Genomic DNA, 20,003 nt, shown 5'->3' with positions numbered 1-20,003 from the left:
AAATTAAGTGGCGGTTTTTCCGCCTTATTTATGGGGTCATCTTAAGCAGGAGTTTCGTGGCGCTCTGCTAGCCAATTTGATAGCAAATATGCAAAACTGTGATATTCGCGCAACATATGTTCCGTGGACATTGAAAATCCTTTACGGAAACTAACGATATTGGGGATTGCTATCATAGGTGAAATCAAAGCCTATGCGATCAACAATACAGCTTTGCAGGGAGGATTTATGGGCCGGCTAGAAAGTAAAATTGCGATCGTGACCGGTGCTGGATCGGGTCTTGGTAAAGCGATCAGCGAGTCATTTGTTGCCGAAGGCGCGAAGGTTGTCCTCACCGATATGAATGCCGAAAGCGTTGAGGCAGCAGCAGCATCCATTGGCAACGACGCGATGGCCTTACATCAGGATGTTGTTGATCCGACACGCTGGGACGAGGTGTTTGAAGAAACCGCGAAAAGTTTCGGGACCCCGCATATATTAGTCAATAATGCCGGGCTGGTCATTCCTGCCACCATCGAAGATTGTACCCTGGAGCAATTTCGGTTGACCAATGCGGTGATGCTCGAAGGGGTGTTCCTCGGTTGTCAGACGGCGGTGCGGGCGATGAAATCCAATGATCAACCCAGTGCGATCATCAATATGAGTTCCATGGCTGCACTGCAGGGTTACTCGCCGTTTCTTGCCTATGCCGCGGCCAAGGGCGGTGTGCGGTCAATGACCAAATCGGTAGCGTTACATTGCAAAGAGCAAAATTACCCGATCCGCTGCAATAGCTTGCACCCCGCCGGCATCGACACGCCGATGGTTCGGCAAGCAGCTGTTGGGGCAGAGGGTGATCCGACCTCGGAAACCGGGATGATCCCGCTTGGCGGCTTGGGCCATCCCAAAGATGTGGCCGAACTATGTATCTATCTGGCCAGCGATGCGTCGCGCTTTATGACGGCAGGCGAATATCCGGTCGATAACGGGACGCTTTATCAGCCGAACTGAGATCGCTAAGTCTGAGACCGGCACTAACTGATTACTCCTCCCAGATAAGGCTCAGGATGAAATTGAAAATTGCAACATCGCTCATCCTGATTGTGATCCTGATTGTATGGATTCCCAAAATAGGCTGCATTTACCCCATCCACTACACCCAAACTTATGTGATAAAATTGCGCATTGACGATGAAAATGTCAGCGATTTCAAACGGGAATTTGCGGAATTCGCATCCCGCGAAAAGTCAAACTTTGAAGTCAAACAGTTTTCCAGCCAGACGGTCGGTGACAGCTTCACGGTAAACCATATGGGGTTCTGCAATTTTAAAGAATATGTGTTCACCATCAACAGCTTCGACAAAAACAGGTATGATATCTTCCTGTTTCACAACTTCTTGTTTTCAGACGGAAATATTCAATCAAAAGCACGCGCTTTTGTTGAAATTCTCAAACCAAAATATGAAGTTATTGAACACGGCCACATACGATCTTCGAAAGTTGATGGCTGAAAGCTTATCGAAAAGTACTAACTGATCTCCATCACCCGCGCCATTTCATTCTGAAATTCGGCGAGATCAAAATAGTCCCGCCATTTGGCGATTTTCCCATTTGAAATCTCAAACGTTCCCATCACCCGGATAGCAACCCATTGTCCGTTAATCCGGAACTTGTCGGTCCGTTCTGTCAGCACCACATTCTCGTCGGACGCGATGTGGTGGGTTATCCATTCTGCACCATCCGATCCCATGCCGGAGCCTTCAAAAAAAGCGCGCACGGCCTCAATCCCTTCGCAGGGTTCCATTGGAATATTGTGATAGAAAATATCATCCGCCATCGCTGCATAAATGGAATCATAGTCCATCCGGTTCCAGCTTTCGATAAAGTCGACCACGATTTGTTCAGCAGCATTTGACATTATGAAACTCCTTATTCCTCGGGCGAAACGTCTAAAATGAGCTTACCCTGATTGCCGCCGGAGAACAGCTTCATGAAAGCATCATAGCTGTTCTCAATGCCTTTCTCGATATCCTCGTCATGCTTGATCTTGCCCTCGGCCAACCATTGCCCCATTTGCGCAATGCCCTCGGGAAAGCGCGGCGGATAATCGCGAACCAGAAAGCCTTTGATCGTCGCCTGACGCGAGATGAGATACCACAAGTTGCGCGTGCCCACAGGCTCGGGGCTATTATACTCGCTAATCAAGCCGCAAAGCACCATTCGGCCATATTCGTTGATCGATGCGATGCCGGCGTCCATGATTATGCCGCCAACATTTTCCCAGATGATGTCTACGCCATCTGGTGCAGCGGCTGCGATCTCTGCCTCAAGTTGCGCTTGGCTCTTACCGCGATAATCAATCGCTGCGTCAAAGCCATAATCATCCACCAGCTTGGCACATTTATCGGCACCGCCCGCGATGCCAACGACTCGGCAGCCCTTGATCTTGCCAATCTGTCCCACAAGTGATCCGACCGCACCAGCCGCGCCAGTGACTAACAGTGTATTACCTTCTTTGGGCTTACCATCGTCGATCATTCCGAAATAGGCGGTCATACCGACTGCGCCCAAGACAGAAAGGAAATTCGTCGGCGAAGGGACCAGTGATGCATCAACAGGCGCAGTAAAGCCACCCGCTTCAACCACCGAATATTCTTCCATCGCGGCCAGACCGACAACCCACTGCCCGACCGGAAAGTCGGGATTTTTGGAAGCATGCACGCGGCCCACAGCGCTGGCACGCACGGCATCGCCCAATGGGATGGGCGGCATATAGCTTTCGGCATCACTCATCCAGCCGCGCTGAGCAGGATCGAGTGAGATATAATGATTGCGGACCAGAAACGATCCATCTGCCAGTTCCGGAAGGTCTTCTTCGACTAACGCGAAGTCACTGGGTTTGGGTTCACCGTCGGGACGACTGACGAGGGTAAATTTGCGGTTTTTAGTCATGATCGTATCTCTTCTTAAACCTGATGGGACTTCTTGATTTTCTTGGCTAGTGACCATTTGTGGACTTCGGTCGGGCCGTCATAAACACGGAAGGCACGGACTTCGCGGAAGACCTGTTCGACAACTGTATCCTGACTCAGGCCAGTGCCGCCCATGACTTGTACGCATTTGTCGGCGATGCGGAACAGGGCTTCGGATACCGCAACTTTGGCCATCGAGCTTTCGGTTGTACCAATATCGCCCGTATCTAGCACGCGCGCGCACCAGTCGATCATCAACTCTGCCTGCTTCAGATCAATCTGGTTTTCCGCCAGCATGAAGCCGACGCCTTCATGATCGACCAGCGCCTTGCCAAACGCCATGCGTTTGCAGGCATAGTCGGTGGCAATCTCCTGCGCCCGGTCACAGCATCCAAGCCAGCGCATACAGTGTGTCAGCCGCGCGGGCGCGAGACGAACCTGCGCATATTTGAACCCTTCTCCACTTTCGCCGAGCATCTGGTCAGCGGGCACGCGGAGATTGTCGATATTCACCACCGAATGGCTGCCAGGCATAGAGCTGTCGATGGTATCAAGGACACGCTCGATGGTAATCGCCGGGTCGGGCAAATCGACGAGGAACATGCAGGCACCATCATCAGACTTCGCCATGACGATCCCGACCGTTGCGCCCTTAGCCCCGGTGATGAAGGTCTTGCGACCATTGATAACCCAGTGGTTTCCGTCTGGCTTGGCAGTGGTTTGCATCATCATCGGGTCAGAGCCGGCACCATTTTCACTGGCCGGTTCGGTCATGAAAAAGGCCGATCGCGTAACGCCTTCCACCAGCGGCTTGAGGAAATGCTCTTTCTGCTCTGGCGATGCGCATTTGCCAAGCAGGTACATATTGCCTTCATCCGGCGCGAAGGTGTTGACCGCCAGTGGACCTAGCGGCGACAGGCCTGACTTGCGTAACACCAAAGCCGTTTCGAGATGCGTCAAATGACTGCCGTCTTCACGAATATGCGGAGTGAGAACACCGGCCTCTCGCGCCAAGGCTCGCATTTCCTGCACCAGCTCATCGGTCGGCCCATGATCCTCGCAGCGCGGGTCTTTTTCATAGGCAAATATCTTATCCCGGACAAAGGTTTCGACATTTTCGGCTATGGTACGGGCTTCGGCACTGATTTCGTGGTTCAATGGTTTTCCTTTTATGTGTTCGTCATACTGCGCTTGATACAGCATCCAGAGTTGCAAAACGCAAAGCTAGCCGCTCTGGACCCTGAATCAAGTTCAGGGTGACAATCATGACAATCAACGCTGCAATATCGTCACAGCCGAGACACCCGGTGCACCATAGACCTGTGTATAGGCGGTTTTCGGGACACCTGATACTTGTCGTTCGCCTGCTGTGCCGCGTAACTGCACGACATTTTCGTAGACCTGCCGCAAACCGGATGCACCAATGGGCTCACCACATGCCAGACAGCCGCCATCGGTATTGACCGGCAGTTCTCCGGTAATCTCGGTTCGCCCCTCGATCAGCCATTTTTCCTGATCACCATGGGGGCAAAAGCCATTTTCCGCCATGTGCATGATTTCCGCGCCAGACTCGGTATCCTGAAGCTGGGCGACATCAATATCTTCTGGCCCCATGCCCGCCTGTTCAAAGGCCGCCTTGGCAGCGATTTCTGTCGCCGTCCCGCCGCGTTCATTATCGATGGAAGCCGCAAAAACCTCAAAAGATCCCGGCGGCCGCGTGCGCATGACCGAAGTTTTCAGGCGGATCATCGGCCCGCCCAATTCCTTCGCCTTTTTCTCGCTGGCCAGGATCAGTGCCACAGCACCCTCGGCGGGCGAACAGAACATATATTTGTTGAGTGGGTCGCTGATCATCGGGGCATTCATGATAGTTTCGAGATCCACTTCGCTGCGTCGCCAGGCATGGTCGGTCTTGGCGCCATTGCGGAAGGCTTTTTCGGAAACCCGTCCCAACGCTTCGGTACTGAGATTATTTTCGTGCAGATAGCGCATGATCTTCGCGCCGAAAAACTGCGTTGTCAGCATATAGCCGGCTTCGCCATACCAGTTGGGCAAGCCATAGGCGGACGGATCCGCGTTAAACGCGCCGCGGGGATGCTTGTCAAAGCCAACCGCCATGCCGATCTCATATTCACCCGATTTGATCGCACTCGCCGCCGCGTTCAGCGCCGAGCCCCCGGTTGCGCAGCCGTTGGAGACATTGATAAACTGGATGCCGGTCAGTCCCAGTTTCGACACCATGGTATCCGCGGCGCCAGAGGCAGCCGAACCACCAAAGGCAAATTCGACATCTTCCCAAGCTATACCGGTATCGGCCAAGGCCTGTTTTACGGCATAAACGCCCTGATCCATGCCATCACGGCCTTCGGTACGGCCAAAGGGATGGATACCCGCGCCTACTATGCATACGTCGCTCATCTCAATATCTCCTCAAACTGGCTGGAAAGCGTGGATCATGACTTTCTCGCTGGCCGGTGCATCCGGGTCCAACGGAATCGCAGTCAGTTCCACTTCCATTCCGATTTCAACATCTTCCGGCTCGATGCCAGTCAGCCGCGATTCCACCATGGTTTGTCCCGGCAGAGAGACATAGGCCACGATATAGGGTTTAAAATTCTCTGGATCAGCCGGTCCCGCATAAGGTGTTTTGGGCGGAAACCGCTGCACGGTATAAGTCCAAACGGTTCCTCGGCTCGCGAGAGCTATCGGTTCGATATCGTCATTTGGCGTGAGTGGCAGAGGGAAGAATATCTGGCCCGTCTGTTTGTTCCGCGCGCCGACCAATGCGGTCATATTGTCGTCGGTGAACAGATTGTCTGCAATTGGCTGCGCGTTCATTCGCCCTCTCCTTTATTGCTAGCGACATTAGGCCAAAGCATGCTGCTCAATAACTGCCAAAACGGCTAGGTTGTGAGTTTAATAGCCGGGGTGGACGGCGAGCATCCCGCCATCCACCAGCAGGTCGCTACCGGTCACGAAACTGGCATCATCACTGGCCAAATAGACTGCGGCACCGGCCATGTCAGCGCCCTCGCCCATGCGGTTCATGGGAGACATGGCAGCCACCCGGTCATAAATGTCCGGCACCACCTGTTTGGCGGCATCGATAATCCCGGTATGGGTTCCGCCCGGCACGATGTTGTTGCAGCGAATGTTGAGACCGGATTGCGCGCAGTGCACCGCCACTGATCGGGTCAACATCCGCACCGCGCTTTTGGAAGCAGTGTAAGTGACGTCTCCCGGAAGTGCAGTAAAGGCCGATGTCGAGGCGATATTGATGATCGAACCGGATGATCCACCTGGATTTTGCTTCATCGCCAGAATCGCATTCTGACAACCCAACATCACGCCGGTCAAATTGATGCCGAGCAAATGGTGCCAGCTTTCCAGATCGATTTCCTCAATCGACTTGGCTGCTACGATTCCGGCATTGTTGACGAGAATATCGAGACGACCAAATTCTGATTGCGCTTTGGCCACCACCTCTTGCCAGCCCGCTTCGCCCGACACATCCTGCTCGACAAAAAGCACTCCGGCGTCATCGGCGACCTTTTTACCAAGCTCTACCTGAACATCTGTGGAAAGCACCTTTGCGCCCTCTTCGGCAAAGCGTTTCACCATCGCGGCGCCGATACCGCTGGCACCGCCAGTAATAATTGCCGCTTTTCCCTGCAGCCGCTGAGTCACGTATTGTCTCCTCAAATCCCTATCAAATTAGGGAGACGCCGGTTCGGACCATGCGCCTCTATTATTCATCCTGTTCTTCAGAAAGGAAGCCCGATGCCAACACCCCAACATATAACCGATATCGTCAATCGTTATTTGGCCGCGATTAATGCTGGTGACATGCATGCGGTGATGGATCTTTATGCGGACAATGCCGCGGTTGAGGACCCTGCTGGCACCGAACCGAAAACGGGCGCCGATATCCTGACCTTTTATCAGAATGCTTTTTCTGGCGGCGCGAAAGTTGAACTGACTGACAGTATCAGAATAAGCGCAGAGACTGCGGCCTTCCCGTTTCGTGCGGAGATTGGTCAGGGGGGCGGCAAGGTTCTGATCGTCGAAGTGATCGACATTTTTGAATTTGATGAAGCCGGTAAAGTTGAAAAAATGACGGCGCATTTTGGCCCATCCAATATTACAATGAACGAAGGTTAGATCGCTCTTTTATCACTCAATAGCCCGACCGCTTCGCTAACCGATCTGCATGGAAACCGGCGTCGCCAAACATTTGCTGCGCGACATGGACGCGCTTGAAATAAAGCCCGACATCATATTCGTCGGTCACGCCAATGCCGCCATGCATCTGGATCGCTTCCTGAGTGGACAGCTGGGCGGTCATGCCCGATTTGGCTTTTGCCATTGAACAGGTAGCCGATGCACTTTCAAAATCATCGTCGAGCAATTGCAACGATTTCAGGACAGCTGATTTGGTCATCTCAATCTCGGTCGCAAGATGGGCCGCGCGATGCTGTAGCCCTTGGAACGAACCGATTTTCTGGCCAAATTGCTCGCGCTCTTTCAGATAGTCAGTGGTAATAGAAAAAGCCTGTTGCGACGATCCTGACATTTCCGCGCCCAATACGGCGCGCCCGGCAGCTAAAATTCCTTCGAGGGCTTCATAGCCGCCGTCGACTTCACCCAATATGTCATCGCCGGTGACCTCTAGGCCATCAACCTTGATATTTGCAGCATTGCGACTGTCGATCATCGGTGTGTGGGTGCGATCAATCTCTTCGGCATCTGCATCGACCAGAAATAATGTGATACCCGATGGGTCATTGGCTTCACCCGAAGTGCGAGCCGCGATAATCAGTTTATCGGCGACATGGCCGTCCGCGACAAATGTCTTGGCGCCGGACAACTTATAGCCGTTACCATGCGGTGTAGCGGCAAATTCGATATGCTCGGGCCGGTGGCGCGGTCCTTCGTCGACGGCCAATGCGAAGAGAGCGGAGCCATCACAAATCGAACCCAGATGCTGCTCTTTCTGTTTGTCTGTTCCATAGCGCTGAACTGCAGTTGCACCCAGAACAGAAGTCGAAAAAAACGGAGATGCGGTAAGGTTCCGGCCCATTTGTTCGGCGAGAACGCCCGCGCCGACATAGCCAAATTCGCTGCCGCCAAATTCTTCATCCACGATGATTCCGGCCCAGCCCATATCGGCCATTTCTTTCCACAAATCCCTGCAAAAGCCGTCTGGATTCTTACTATCCCTGATCTCACGAAACGCAGTAACGGGTGCGTTTTCGGTCAAAAAACCATTGGCTGCATCTTGCAGCATTTCCTGTTCTTCGGTGAGAATTAGGGACATATCTATCTCGCCTTTTACGCGCTGGGCAATTCCAAGACGCGCTTGGAAATGATGTTGAGTTGAACTTCGGTCGTGCCGCCAAGGATGGAATAAGCGCGGTTATAGAGCCACGTATTGGCGAGGCTCCCATATTCAATGCCATCCGGACCAATGGTCGCGGCCTCGGTTCCGGCAATATCCATACGCAGCTGACTGCCCTTCTTGGTCAGTTCAGACGCCGTATATTTCAGCATGGATGATTTTGCGCCCAATCCATTTCCGGCATTAGCCTCGTCATTCATCCGTTCAACCGTCAAGTTATAAGCCCAGTCATCAATCTCGGCCTGCGCAATTTTTTGCCGCAAGGATGGGTCATCAAGCCGCCCCGTTGCATCGACGCCGATTTCGCCTGCAGCATAGCCGCCCAGATTTTCGGGTCCGGTAGCGCCCCGCAGCGGCGACATCGTGCCCAACATACCGCGCTCATGTACCAACAGGTTTTTCGCCACGTCCCAGCCGCGATTGACTTCGCCAACAACCGACAGATTATCGTCGCCATAAGCTTTCGGCACTTTCACATCATCAAAGAAAGTCTCGCAAAAGGGCGAATGACCGGAGATAAGGATGATCGGCTTCACGCTAATCCCCTCACTCGCCATATCCATCAGGATGAAGGTAATGCCCTTATGTTTCGGCGCATCAAAATCGGTGCGGACCAGACAGAATATCCAGTCAGAGATATCGGCATTGGACGTCCAGATTTTCTGGCCGTTGATCAGCCAGTGGTTGCCCTTATCTTCACATTTGGTTTTGAGCGACGCGAGGTCAGAACCAGCGCCCGGCTCCGAATAGCCTTGGCACCAGCGGATTTCACCACGTGCGATCCCGCCCAAATGCATTAATTTCTGTTCGTGCGTACCAAAGGCGAGCAAAGCGGGGCCGAGCATCGATATGCCGAAATTGCTGAGCGGTTTGCGTGCGTTGATCCGGTCGCGCTCTTCCGTCAGAATCTTCGCTTCATCCGTTGACAGTCCAGCGCCGCCATATTCCTTGGGCCAGGTTGGAACCGTATAGCCTTTGGCCAAAGCAGCTTCGAACCAGCGCTTCTGAGCGTCGGACTGGAACTCCCATTGACGGCCGCCCCAACACTGATTCTCTGCGGTAATGTCGCCATCGCGCATTTCTTCCGGGCAGTTTTCTGCCAACCAAGCCCGTGTTTCAGCGCGAAATTGTTCCAGATCGCTCATAATTTGCCTCTCGTAATCAAACAGTCATATTGCAGACGGCGAAGGGCTGGCACTGCGCAAATAGTTAGCATGAGGGCAGAACCCGTCCAATCGCCCGTCAGTCCAGCCGCAACATTTGCTTACCAAAGTTCTGGCCTGCAAACAGCCGCTTCAAGGTATCGGGAATATTGTCAAAGCCTTCCTGAATATCTTCCTTGAATGTAATTTTACCTTCCTTGATCCACTGACGCATCCGTTTTTGCGCTTCTGGATATTCACTCATGTAATCAAGGACGATAAATCCCGACATCGTTCCCCGCTTGAAGATCAGATTAAAGTAATTTTCCGGACCAGCGGGCATATCGCCTTTTTCATAGCGAGAAATACCGCCGCAAATCACAACGCGCGCGTGCATCGCAATTTGCGAAAGCGCGTCGTTCAATATGCTGCCGCCAACATTGTCATAAAAGACATTAATCGATTGGTTGCAAAGCTCTTTCAGCTTTGCGCGAACATCGTCATTTTTATAATCAATCGCATGATCATAACCGACATCCTGCGTCAGCCAGTCACATTTTTCCTTACCGCCAGCGATGCCAATGGTCCGGCATCCGGCGATCTTGCCGATCTGACCCACCATGGATCCTGTTGCTCCTGCCGCTCCCGAAACCACCAGTGTATCACCCGGTTGTGGTCGGCCATGTTTGAGCAGACCGAAATAAGCGGTCATACCAGTTGTTCCGAGCGCGCCCAAATTGGCACCCAGCAAGTCATCATCTGGTATTTTGTTCAGTTCACTACCAGGAATCATGGCATAATCCTGCCAGCGCAGCATGCCCATAACCTTGTCACCGGCTGCAAATCTCGAATCGCGGGACTCGACGACGGTTCCAACACCGCTCCCCCGCATCACTTCACCAATTTCGGTTGGCGCAACATAGCCACCTATATTTTCCATCCAGCCTTTTTGCGCAGGATCGAAGCCGAGTATCTCATTTTTGACCAGCACATGACCTTCGGCAACCTCAGGGACCGGTGTCACGACTTTCTTGAAATCATCATCCACCAGCCCGCGGCCTTTTGGACGTCCATTAATCAGCCACTGTCTGTTGTCGGTCATTATCTTCTCCCGTTACGCTTTATGAGCAGCTTGATAGATCACGGACGGTCCAAGAGATAACTGGCAGCTTTGATAGCAGCCAAGGGGGTAGCGAATTTCCGAATCTATGGCATATCGTTTGCATGAAGCGATTCATTGCCTCCACCGTTTTGTTTTTCCTTCTTCTTGTTGGAGCCGGTTTTCTGGCCCGCGCATTTCTTGGTTGGAATGATGGAATGCGTGAAGCGCGTTCTGAAATTCACGCGGCAACACTGAATGGAAAACTCTATGTCGCGGGTGGGATCGGACTGTTCCGAGTATTGGACAGCTGCGAAACGCTGGATTTAGAATCAAACGGCTGGTCGGACTGCGGCGAGCTTCCGCGGGCGCTGCATCATGTAGCAATGGCCGCAGATGACCAGCATGTCTATGCATCGGGGGGATATGTCGCACTGCCGTTTGAGACGGACAAAGCAGCCGGTCTCTTCCGTTATGATCCCGACACCGGCATTTGGACCGAAATCAGCAAACTGCCTCATCCGATCGGCCAACACGCGATGACCCATTTTGGCGGCGCGCTTTATCTGATTGGCGGCCAGGATGACGGGCAGGATCTCGACACTATGTGGCGCTACGATATTGCCGACAAGACGTGGTTGGCGCTGTCGTCGATGCCGACCGCGCGCCATTCCCATGCCATCGGCCGTTCTGGCCCCTTGCTCTATGTGACCGGCGGACGCAGCGCCGAATTTGGCAGCGAAATGAAGCAGGTCGATGTTTATCATTTGACCGAAGATCGCTGGGGAAAACTACCGAATATGCCGCAAGGGCGCGGTGGGCATGGCGCTTTTGTCAGCAACAATAACCTGCATATATTTGGCGGAGAATCGCTCAGCGCAGGGAGAGTTTTTGTCGATCATGACATATTGGATCTTGAAACATTGCAATGGTCTGTCGGAGAGCCGATCAATCAGCCACGTCATGGCTTTGCGGTCAGCGACCAGGAGATATCGGGCAGCGTTACAATCGTTGGCGGCGGCGCACGGCCGGGGATGGAAACTTTATATTCGGTGACAAGCACGGCCCAGACACTGGCTGTAAGATCACAGGCATCTACATCAGATAATGCCCAATAATGATGGGAGGAGAACCAGAATGAGAACAAGTAACGATGAAGGCATATTGCTCTACGCATTTACCTGCGGGTATATTACCCTGCCGATGAGCTTTTTTCTGGATGGCGAGCCGGGCAAAGCGAAAGTGCCAGCCTGCGTATTCCTGATCGATCATCCCAAAGGTCTGGTTCTGTTCGATACCGGTTTCAGCGACCGGTTCGTTGGAATGGAAAAAGGACTCGGTAAAATTGTCGATATGCCGGAGGGGGAATGCGTTGCTGACCGGTTACGCGCCCTGGAAATTGATCCGGCACGGATCGACTATGTGATCAACTCCCATCTCCATATTGATCATGCCGGTGGCAATGCCCTGATCCCCGACGCGACGGTCATCGTGCAGGGACCTGAATGGGATTTTGGGAAGACTGGAGAAGACACCGCCTATGACTTACAAGATTTTGACACGGGTCAGCCGGTCAAGCGTATCGCCGGAGATCATGATCTATTTGGGGACGGCACCGTTATAATTTTTCCAACAGCCGGCCACACCCCCGGCCACCAATCAGTACGGGTAAAGACAGCCACCGGCGAAGCGGTGCTCGCTGCCGATTGTTGTAATATGCGGCGTTCTCTGGATGAGATGCACCTCCCCGATCATTGCTACAATGTGGATCAGTATCGCGGATCTCTGGAGAAACTCTCGCAGTTACGACGAGACGGAGCGCGGATTTTCTATGGTCATGATCCGGAATTCTGGGCCACAATTCCGCAGGCGCAAGCGCTCGATCTTAGTGGCTTGGGGGCAATCTGATAGCCGCCCTACTCCCTATAACAATAGTGGCGAGTAACCCTGCCTGCGCTATGTAGATTTTAAAGCAAATCCCCGTCAGAGGGTAACCATTAAAGGAGCGAAGCCTTGAGCGACACACAGATGGCAGACAAAGATGTCATGATCGACATTTTCACCCGTGCAGACCTGATCATGCAATCGGATATCAAATTCCGCAAAATGATCGGTGCCGGACAGTTGCAGATTGTCTATTATCCCGTGCGCGGGCAGGAAGTTGTCTCTGCCGCGATGATGGCGGCAATCAATCAGGAAGATTATCTCGTCACCATCTATCGCGGACTACATGACCAATTGGCCAAAGGCATTCCATCCAAAGATTTGTGGGCTGAATTTGCGGGTAAAATGGCGGGAACTTGCAAAGGCAAAGGCGGGCCGATGCATATCACCCATCCCGAAACCGGAGTGATGGTGACGACTGGCATTGTCGGATCAGGAATTCCGATTGCCAACGGACTGGGTCTGGCCAGCCAGTTGGAAAAAGATGGCAAGGTTACAGTCTGCTGTTTCGGTGATGGCGCATCCAATATTGGCGCGTTCCATGAAGGTCTGAACATGGCGCAAGTCTGGAAGTTACCGGTGATTTTTCTCTGTCAGAATAACCTTTACTCCGAACATACACCAATGGCCTTTGCGACCAGCTCCGAAACGATCAAACAACGTGGCGATGGTCTGGGCATGCGATCGGTACGGGTCAATGGCAATGATGCCAGCGAAATGTATGCTGCGGCAAAAGAGGCTGTCGAATATGCACGCGCCGGAAACGGGCCGACATTGATCGAGGCAATGACCTTCCGCTTCCACGGACATTTGCTCGGCGATACAGGACATTATATCCCCGAAGCAGAGATGGAACAGGCGCTGAAAGATGATCCGATGCCGATCCTGCGTCAGCAGTTACTCGACATGCAGATTAGCGAGGCGGACATTGCCGCGATTGAAGCGAAAAATGCGGCGACTATCGACGAAGCAGCGAAATTTGCACTCGACGCGCCTTATCCTCCTGGAGACGAATATCGCATCGATGTTCTGGACGAGGAGATTGCAGCATGAGCGACGCACCAAAGGAAATCATGTTCGCGCAGGCTTGTAACATGGCCATGGCCAAAGCAATGGCCGACGACCCCAAGGTCATTCTGATGGGCGAAGATATTGCCGACGATCAAGGCGGCGGTGTGTTTAAAGTAACCGCTGGTCTGTCTGCGCAATATGGTACAGATCGCGTCCGCTCGACCCCGATTTCGGAGCAAGCGATTGTCGGAGCAGCGGTGGGGTCGGCACTGGTCGGCTATAGACCCGTTGCCGAGATTATGTTGATGAACTTCATCACCGTAGCGATGGACCAGATTGTCAATCATGCTGCCAAGTTGCGTTTCATGTCCGGCGGTCAAACCAGTGTGCCGCTCACCATTCGTACCACTACCGGCGCCGGAACCGGCCTTGGCGGACAGCATAGTGATATGCTGGAAGCATGGCTGGCCCACGTACCCGGATTGAAAGTGGTCGCCGCATCCAATCCTGCGGATGCCTATGGTCTGCTCTACTCCTCGATCATGGACGACAATCCGGTGATCTTCATTGAGAATACGCCAACCTATTTCACCAAGGGACCAGCGCCCGCGCCAGATCATGTCGTGCCGCTTGGCAAGGCATCCGTACCGCGAGAGGGTTCGGACATCAGCCTGATCACCTATAGCCGCGGGGTTGGGGCCTGCCATGCTGTGGCCGAAAAACTCGCTGGTGAGGGTATTTCCTGCGAGGTGATCGATCTACGCACCATCGCGCCGTTTGACGAAGAAACAGTGCTGAAGAGCGTTGCCAAAACGAAGGCTGCGGTGGTCGTGCACGAAGCGGTCAAGAATTTCGGCACCGGCGCGGAAATCTCCTCACGCATCCATGAAGAACTATTTTCTGAACTAAAAGGACCGGTTGGCCGTGTTGGATCAGGCTATGCGCCAGTTCCCTTCTCACCCGCCATCGAAAAAGCATGGATGTTCAGTGAAGATGATATCGAACGCGAAATCCGCAAAATACTGGGGTAATAATGGCTACTGAAATACGCATACCGAAACTGGGATTCAGCATGGAAGTGGGGACACTGGCCGAGTGGCTTGTGCCCGATGGTGCGGATGTAACCGAAGGGCAGGAAATCTATGCCCTGGAAAATGATAAATCGACCCAGGAAGTAGAATCTCCTGCGACGGGAAAACTCAAGATCATCGTCGATACAACCGGGGAAGAATATCCGGTTGGTGAGCTAATCGGGACGATAGAATAATCAGCGACAAAAGCGGCTTATCAAAGCCCTATCAACATTATTAGTAATGTTTGGTTGACTGCAAAACCAAACAACGCGACAAGTGGCGCAAGTCGAGGGTCCAGAAACAAGGATTCCGTGGAGGATAAGCGCTATTATGGCAGAGAATTTCGTCGCCGAGATACCTGATGTTTCAAAAGCCACATTTCGTCGCAATGTGGACAGTGTCACTATCACCAATGCCGCGGAAATCCGTCCTGCGGCGGAAGCGATCCACCAAATTGCGCAATCCTATGGCTTTCGCATCGCTGTCAGCGCGGACATCTCATCAAAGGCCCATTTGGTTGATGCCGAAGGGGAGCTGATCAACAAGGATATTTTTGGCTGGGTCGCTGAAGGCGAGCGCTGGTGGGAGGACACCAGACTGGCGCTGAGTTCACCTCTTCCTCGCGCCTGTCGCTACGAGAGTGAGCCAATCTGGTGCAATGCCGAAGGCTTTCATGGTCATTGGCAAAATGAATATCTCGATGAGATCGACCTCACAGAATTTTACGACAATGGTGCCACCGCAAAATCGGCAATATTAATCCCGGTCCATTTGCCATTCGGCCAGATCGCAGCGGTCAGCTTCACTCCCAAGGACTATGATGTCACAGATCTAAGTGAACCCTACCGGCTTTACTCCGATTTTCTTGCGATCGTAACCAGCCGCTTTGTGACCGGTTATGTTCTAGCAATGCGTAAGAAGCACCGGATGCCAGCCAATTGCATATTGTCCAAACGGGAAGCTGAATGTCTGCACTGGGCCGCAATCGGAAAAACGGACAAGGAAATCAGCATGATCCTGTCGCTCAGTCATGCGACTATCCGCTATCATGTCAACCGCGCCGGACAAAAGCTCAACAGCGTCAACCGCGGTCAGACGATTTTCAAGGCGGGCCAGCTCGGCTATCTCGGAGCGACTGACTAGCCTGCTATTTGCGTAACAACGCGAACACTCCGGTCATCGTCATCAACAACCGATCACCGGCGACAATTTCGCCATGGCAATAAGCGGTGCGCTTTCCCTTGCGATCAATATGGGCATGGGCCACGACCCATTCTCCCAGCTTCGCGCCGCTCAGGAAATTGGTGCTAAGATTAATAGTGGCGATGGGTAAGCGCGGCTTTTCGCTCACAAATAGTTGATAGCTAAGCGCTACATCGGCCAGAGTGGTAAGCACGCCGCCATGCGCAACCTGGATCCCGTTAATATGCCCTTCCGATATTCGGATGCCGACCGCGATATGATCAGCCTCCTTACGGGTGAAGTAAGGCCCGGCAACATCCAGAAAACCGCTGGAAAATGTCGCGGGTTCAAATCCTTCCGGTACTGAATCCAAGACGTTATTCAGCCGCCTGGAGCTTGGGACTTTTTGGTGGCTCCTTGCTCGTCAGCCATCTGTCCAATGTCTCGTGGAAGTGACGAATTTTGCTTTCCTGATATTGTGCAAAAATCGAAACGCCGTGCGGTTGATTTTTCACGCCCTTTTGCATGGCCTTGTGATTGATGTAATCCTGATTGAACACCTTATTCAAATAGCTGCCAAACTCGGTCGCCTCGGTATAATCATCATGTAGATCGAGGAATGTGCATTTTGCTGGTTCCGGCCGCTCGGCACCTTCCGGCAGCGCGACCATGAACATCACTTCATGCAGTGACTGCTCCGGATTATCCCCGTCAGGACGGAAGCGATAGAAGATCGGATTAAAATCCGCCCAAGGACTCATATTCGGGAACACGCTGTAGAAGATCGCATCGGTCAGATCGGCGTCGCTGATCTTGTCGACATCATCGCCCCATGTTGGACGCATCTCTTCGCGGCGGGCTTGGGCTGCCTCGTCGCGCATCATGTGCGCAGACACATCGGTGAACACCATCGGCATGTCTTCTTCTTCCGCAGCGATTTTGCCGCCGATCCAATTGCACATATGGGGATCGGCGGATTTCAGATCGCCTTCGATATAATTGGCTTCCATGTCGAAGATACCGCTTTTGCCATTGGGCAATGAGACCTCGACACGGTTTTCTTCCAGCCGCTTGAACGTGTGCTTGCTGATCGGATGGATAAAGCTCTGAAAAGCCTTCTGATCAGGGAAAGCCGTCGGATCAGGATTCTCAAGATCGGTATGCGGGCTTGGTGCACCGTGAGCGGACATCGCGCGCGACACATTATTCCAAACGTCATATTTGCTGTTCGCATCTGCAAAGGCAGGCATCAGTTCCGGATGGGTACCGACCACATGATAGGATTCCATGAATGCTTCCTGCGCGATCTTCCAGTTGCACGGCAGACGCTTGATCATATGCGCGGCTTTGTAACGACGCTCGAACGGGATCTGGAAATGGCGGTCGAGATCGCCAAGAAAATCTTCCAGCGGCTCGCAATTGGGATCGGGATTGATAAAGACAAATCCACCCCATTCACCAACGCTGATTTCTTTCAGGCTATGGGTCTCTTCGCTGACGGACGGGAAATCCCACTGGCACGGTACTTCTTTCAGTTTGCCATCCAGCTCCCATGACCAGCCATGGAAGGGACAGCGCAGTGCTTTCTGACCCTTTTTATGATTGTCACAAATCGCACGACCCCGATGCATGCAGCTATTGGGATAGGCTTTAATTTCGTCTTCAGAAACGCGCACGATGATGAAAGACAATCCGGCAATATCATAGACATGGGTATCACCGACATCCTTGATATCATCTTTGTGGCAAGCCATTTGCCAGACCCGCTTCCAGAGCATTTCAACTTCGCGGTCATGCTCTTCCTTCGTCCAGTAACGACTGACCTCAACTTCCGTCAGACCAGGCTCCATCGGGGATTCTTCAAAATATACCTCGGGTGCGCGCACTTTGTCGCCTTCCAACAACTCGGTATAGGAAATGCCGTTTGACCGATTGTGACCCGTTAACGTCTCGACCATTATCTTCTCCTGAAAACTAAACTTATTTGCGGGCAGACTACCGCAAGAACCGGCAAACTCCACTAGTGAATCTGGCAGCCCCAGGTTTGTTCAGCAGCCTTGTTCAGTTGATTTTTCTGCGAGGCGAAACCAGCGATATAACCTAGTGCTTTTGAGAGGACCGTTCGGTCCGCTTACCTGTGTATCTTGCTTTGCAAGAAGCAGGTTTTGAGTCTGCCGAAAAAAGGAGAGCAAACCCGTGAAACTCTATTCCAGCCTTGGCCCCAATCCTCGGCTTGCCCGCATGTTCCTAGTGGAAAAAGATATAGAGGTGGAACGAATCCATCTCGACATTATCACCGGTGAAAATCGCAGCGACGACTATGCGACAAAAAATGTGATGCAGACCACTCCGACACTGGAGCTGGATGATGGAACGCTGCTGAGCGAGTCGACGGTGATTTGCGAATATCTGGAAGAGATAAAACCCGACCCGGTGTTGATCGGATCAACACCGACTGAGCGGGCAGAAACGCGGCGCTGGGCACGGCGTATCGATCAGGAAATAGCAGTTCCGATGACGCTCGGCTTTCGCGGTGGCGGTGGCCGTCCGATGTTCGAACCACGCATGAATGTGGTCAGCACCGAAGCCGCAGCCGAACTATCGGCCATGTCGGACAAGCATTGGATTTGGCTCGACGGACAATTGGGTGACAAAGACTATATCTGCCATGGCAAGCTGACACTCGCTGATCTGGTTGCCTTCTGCTTTATCAAATTTGGCGGTACGGTGGGATGGACATTGCCCGAAGGCACCGACAATCTGGCGCGCTTTGCGGCCATGATGGAAGAACGGCCTTCGGCTGAAATCTGGCGCGGCGAAGAATGACCGATACGTCAACCTCTTCTCCGGCCACTCTCGCTAAACTCGGCACGATCATGCAGATCAGCTATGTGCCGGACGATTATGATGCTGCACTGGACTATTGGACCCAAAAAATGGGTGCAGGCCCCTTTTTTCACACCGAGGGCGTGCAGGTTGAAAATGTCAAATATCGCGGCGAGCCTTCCGATATCCAGTTTTCTATGGCCATCGGCTATTGGGGCGATGTGCAGGTCGAGTTGATCCGGCCCGACAATGATGCGCCATCGATGTTCAAGGACTGGCGTGCAAAGGGTCTACAGGGTGTCCAGCATCTTTGCATCATCGTCGATGATCTGGCCGAAGCGCGGCAAATCACCGAAAGTAAAGGTGGTGATGTCATCCAGGAAGTCAGCCTGCCCGGCGGTGTCGGCGGTGCATTCTATGCCGATTATGGCGGTGGGCCCGGTACCATCATCGAATATCTGCAAATCCCGCAAGCAGGCCTCGACGGCTTTGCGGCCATGCGGCAAGCGCATCTCGATTGGGATGGCGTGACCAATCCGGTAATAGGAAAAGAATAGAATATGAGTGAAACTCCACCAGAACGCCGGCCCGACCAGAAACCGATCAAATGCGTGCTCGTCGCTGCAGGCAAATATCATGACATCGATTTTGCCAGGCTCGAAATATTAAAACTGCTCGCCGAGGATGACCGTATCCGCGTTCGGGTTTTTGAAGATTATGAAAATCTCGATGCCATCAAAAATGCCGATGTCCTGATCAGTTATACCTGTGATCTTTTACCCAGTGAAGCGGCGCAAAAAAATATCCAAGCCTTCGTTAATGGTGGCGGTCAGTATTTCGCACTACACGGTACCAACAGCGTTCTGAAATTCCTGGAAGACGGCCGGGTCGATGCGCCCGATGACATGCCAACCTTTGTCGACACATTGGGCAGCCGCTTTCTGTCCCATCCACCGATCATCCCGTTCACTGTCGATAATGCGCAGCCGGATCATCCGCTAGTCAAGGACATACCCAGTTTTGAAACGGTTGATGAGCAATATCTGGTTGAAACCCGAGCGGAAATTGATGTGCTGCTCGACACCGAATATAATGGCACCGATGATATTAGCGGCTTCGTGCATAGTGACATTGAAAAAAGCCGCCACCCGGTTTTCTACATTCGTAAAATGGGCGAAGGCGCCGTACTCTATCTAACCATGGGCCATTGCCGCGGCCACTATGATATGGATCCGGTCCTCGACTGGTGGCCTGAAGTGGATCGTTCCGGTTGGCAACAGCCGATAATCTATGACCTGCTACGCCGCGGCATCAAATGGTGCTGTCAGCCCGCGATAGCAAAATTCTAGACGCATAATTTCAACCCTGAACACAATT

23 protein-coding genes are annotated in these 20,003 nt (G+C 52.8%); 12 read left to right on the top strand and 11 right to left on the bottom strand.

Annotated features, from left to right (window positions below; genetic code table 11):
* The first annotated feature begins 228 nt into the window (after nucleotides 1-228).
* Nucleotides 229-990 carry an SDR family oxidoreductase gene (locus tag DG177_RS14010; protein WP_108812982.1) on the top strand — a complete coding sequence of 254 codons (762 nt, stop codon included), beginning with the start codon at nucleotides 229-231 and terminating at the stop codon, nucleotides 988-990.
* A gap of 56 nt (nucleotides 991-1,046) precedes the next feature.
* Nucleotides 1,047-1,490: a hypothetical protein gene (locus DG177_RS14005; protein ID WP_108812050.1), complete on the top strand. Its 444-nt coding sequence runs from the start codon at nucleotides 1,047-1,049 to the stop codon at nucleotides 1,488-1,490.
* A gap of 17 nt (nucleotides 1,491-1,507) precedes the next feature.
* On the opposite strand, the gene DG177_RS14000 is transcribed toward DG177_RS14005, so the two are convergent.
* The 6 genes from DG177_RS14000 to DG177_RS13975 form a co-directional block, all read right to left on the bottom strand.
* Nucleotides 1,508-1,897: a limonene-1,2-epoxide hydrolase family protein gene (locus DG177_RS14000; RefSeq protein WP_108812049.1), complete on the bottom strand. Its 390-nt coding sequence runs from the start codon at nucleotides 1,895-1,897 to the stop codon at nucleotides 1,508-1,510.
* Between the two features lie 11 nt (nucleotides 1,898-1,908).
* Nucleotides 1,909-2,931, bottom strand: a complete 1,023-nt coding sequence (locus DG177_RS13995; protein WP_108812048.1) for a zinc-binding dehydrogenase — start codon at nucleotides 2,929-2,931, stop codon at nucleotides 1,909-1,911.
* A gap of 14 nt (nucleotides 2,932-2,945) precedes the next feature.
* On the bottom strand, nucleotides 2,946-4,109 hold the full coding sequence (locus DG177_RS13990; RefSeq protein ID WP_337658851.1) for an acyl-CoA dehydrogenase family protein: 1,164 nt from the start codon (nucleotides 4,107-4,109) through the stop codon (nucleotides 2,946-2,948).
* 114 nt (nucleotides 4,110-4,223) lie between these two features.
* Nucleotides 4,224-5,369, bottom strand: a complete 1,146-nt coding sequence (locus DG177_RS13985; RefSeq protein ID WP_108812046.1) for a thiolase C-terminal domain-containing protein — start codon at nucleotides 5,367-5,369, stop codon at nucleotides 4,224-4,226.
* A gap of 12 nt (nucleotides 5,370-5,381) precedes the next feature.
* Nucleotides 5,382-5,789: an OB-fold domain-containing protein gene (locus DG177_RS13980; RefSeq protein ID WP_108812045.1), complete on the bottom strand. Its 408-nt coding sequence runs from the start codon at nucleotides 5,787-5,789 to the stop codon at nucleotides 5,382-5,384.
* Nucleotides 5,790-5,867: 78 nt separating this feature from the next.
* Nucleotides 5,868-6,638, bottom strand: a complete 771-nt coding sequence (locus DG177_RS13975) for a glucose 1-dehydrogenase (protein WP_108812044.1) — start codon at nucleotides 6,636-6,638, stop codon at nucleotides 5,868-5,870.
* A gap of 93 nt (nucleotides 6,639-6,731) precedes the next feature.
* Between DG177_RS13975 and DG177_RS13970 the strand changes: the two genes are divergently transcribed.
* Nucleotides 6,732-7,112, top strand: coding sequence for a nuclear transport factor 2 family protein (locus DG177_RS13970; RefSeq protein ID WP_108812043.1), 381 nt, complete (start codon nucleotides 6,732-6,734; stop codon nucleotides 7,110-7,112).
* 16 nt (nucleotides 7,113-7,128) lie between these two features.
* Here DG177_RS13970 and DG177_RS13965 read toward each other — a convergent pair whose 3' ends face one another.
* From DG177_RS13965 to DG177_RS13955, 3 genes are all read right to left on the bottom strand, one after another.
* Nucleotides 7,129-8,268: an acyl-CoA dehydrogenase family protein gene (locus tag DG177_RS13965; RefSeq protein ID WP_108812042.1), complete on the bottom strand. Its 1,140-nt coding sequence runs from the start codon at nucleotides 8,266-8,268 to the stop codon at nucleotides 7,129-7,131.
* A 14-nt stretch (nucleotides 8,269-8,282) separates the two neighbouring features.
* On the bottom strand, nucleotides 8,283-9,494 hold the full coding sequence (locus tag DG177_RS13960; RefSeq protein WP_108812041.1) for an acyl-CoA dehydrogenase family protein: 1,212 nt from the start codon (nucleotides 9,492-9,494) through the stop codon (nucleotides 8,283-8,285).
* Between the two features lie 97 nt (nucleotides 9,495-9,591).
* On the bottom strand, nucleotides 9,592-10,593 hold the full coding sequence (locus tag DG177_RS13955; protein WP_108812040.1) for a zinc-binding dehydrogenase: 1,002 nt from the start codon (nucleotides 10,591-10,593) through the stop codon (nucleotides 9,592-9,594).
* A gap of 122 nt (nucleotides 10,594-10,715) precedes the next feature.
* Between DG177_RS13955 and DG177_RS13950 the strand changes: the two genes are divergently transcribed.
* The 6 genes from DG177_RS13950 (at nucleotide 10,716) to DG177_RS13925 (ending at nucleotide 15,761) form a co-directional block, all read left to right on the top strand.
* Nucleotides 10,716-11,708: a Kelch repeat-containing protein gene (locus tag DG177_RS13950; protein ID WP_108812039.1), complete on the top strand. Its 993-nt coding sequence runs from the start codon at nucleotides 10,716-10,718 to the stop codon at nucleotides 11,706-11,708.
* Between the two features lie 19 nt (nucleotides 11,709-11,727).
* Entirely contained in the window at nucleotides 11,728-12,498 is a 771-nt protein-coding gene (locus DG177_RS13945) for an N-acyl homoserine lactonase family protein (RefSeq protein WP_337658850.1), read from the top strand.
* Nucleotides 12,499-12,603: 105 nt separating this feature from the next.
* Entirely contained in the window at nucleotides 12,604-13,587 is a 984-nt protein-coding gene (locus tag DG177_RS13940) for a thiamine pyrophosphate-dependent dehydrogenase E1 component subunit alpha (RefSeq protein ID WP_337658849.1), read from the top strand.
* A complete protein-coding gene (locus DG177_RS13935) occupies nucleotides 13,584-14,576 on the top strand; it encodes a pyruvate dehydrogenase complex E1 component subunit beta (protein WP_108812036.1) in 993 nt (330 codons plus the stop codon). The genes DG177_RS13940 and DG177_RS13935 overlap by 4 nt, the downstream gene beginning before the upstream one ends.
* Before the next feature lie 2 nt (nucleotides 14,577-14,578).
* Complete coding sequence (locus DG177_RS13930) at nucleotides 14,579-14,812, top strand: biotin/lipoyl-containing protein (RefSeq protein WP_108812035.1); 234 nt, start codon at nucleotides 14,579-14,581, stop codon at nucleotides 14,810-14,812.
* Between the two features lie 136 nt (nucleotides 14,813-14,948).
* Complete coding sequence (locus DG177_RS13925) at nucleotides 14,949-15,761, top strand: LuxR C-terminal-related transcriptional regulator (RefSeq protein ID WP_108812034.1); 813 nt, start codon at nucleotides 14,949-14,951, stop codon at nucleotides 15,759-15,761.
* A 4-nt stretch (nucleotides 15,762-15,765) separates the two neighbouring features.
* Here the strand turns inward: DG177_RS13925 and DG177_RS13920 are convergent, their stop codons facing one another.
* Both DG177_RS13920 and DG177_RS13915 read right to left on the bottom strand, forming a co-directional pair.
* Nucleotides 15,766-16,173, bottom strand: coding sequence for a PaaI family thioesterase (locus DG177_RS13920; protein ID WP_337658848.1), 408 nt, complete (start codon nucleotides 16,171-16,173; stop codon nucleotides 15,766-15,768).
* Nucleotides 16,174-16,177: 4 nt separating this feature from the next.
* Nucleotides 16,178-17,758, bottom strand: coding sequence for an SRPBCC family protein (locus DG177_RS13915; RefSeq protein WP_108812032.1), 1,581 nt, complete (start codon nucleotides 17,756-17,758; stop codon nucleotides 16,178-16,180).
* Between the two features lie 238 nt (nucleotides 17,759-17,996).
* Here DG177_RS13915 and DG177_RS13910 point away from each other — a divergent pair, with 238 nt between their 5' ends.
* From DG177_RS13910 to DG177_RS13900, 3 genes are read left to right on the top strand one after another with little or no spacing between them, the layout of a single operon-like run.
* Nucleotides 17,997-18,626 (top strand): glutathione S-transferase N-terminal domain-containing protein, encoded by a 630-nt coding sequence (locus tag DG177_RS13910; protein ID WP_108812031.1) that lies wholly within the window; start codon nucleotides 17,997-17,999, stop codon nucleotides 18,624-18,626.
* The gene (locus tag DG177_RS13905) at nucleotides 18,623-19,183 is read left to right on the top strand and encodes a VOC family protein (protein WP_108812030.1); all 561 of its coding nucleotides are present in this window, start codon (nucleotides 18,623-18,625) and stop codon (nucleotides 19,181-19,183) included. Before DG177_RS13910 ends, DG177_RS13905 begins: the two co-directional genes overlap by 4 nt.
* Before the next feature lie 3 nt (nucleotides 19,184-19,186).
* Nucleotides 19,187-19,975, top strand: coding sequence for a ThuA domain-containing protein (locus DG177_RS13900; protein ID WP_108812029.1), 789 nt, complete (start codon nucleotides 19,187-19,189; stop codon nucleotides 19,973-19,975).
* The last annotated feature ends 28 nt before the right edge of the window (nucleotides 19,976-20,003 follow it).

The organism is Sphingorhabdus sp. Alg231-15, assembly GCF_900149705.1.
In the GTDB taxonomy this organism is placed as follows: domain Bacteria; phylum Pseudomonadota; class Alphaproteobacteria; order Sphingomonadales; family Sphingomonadaceae; genus Parasphingorhabdus.
Note: the sequence above shows the minus strand (reverse complement) of the source record. Positions and strands in the feature narration are given on the sequence as shown.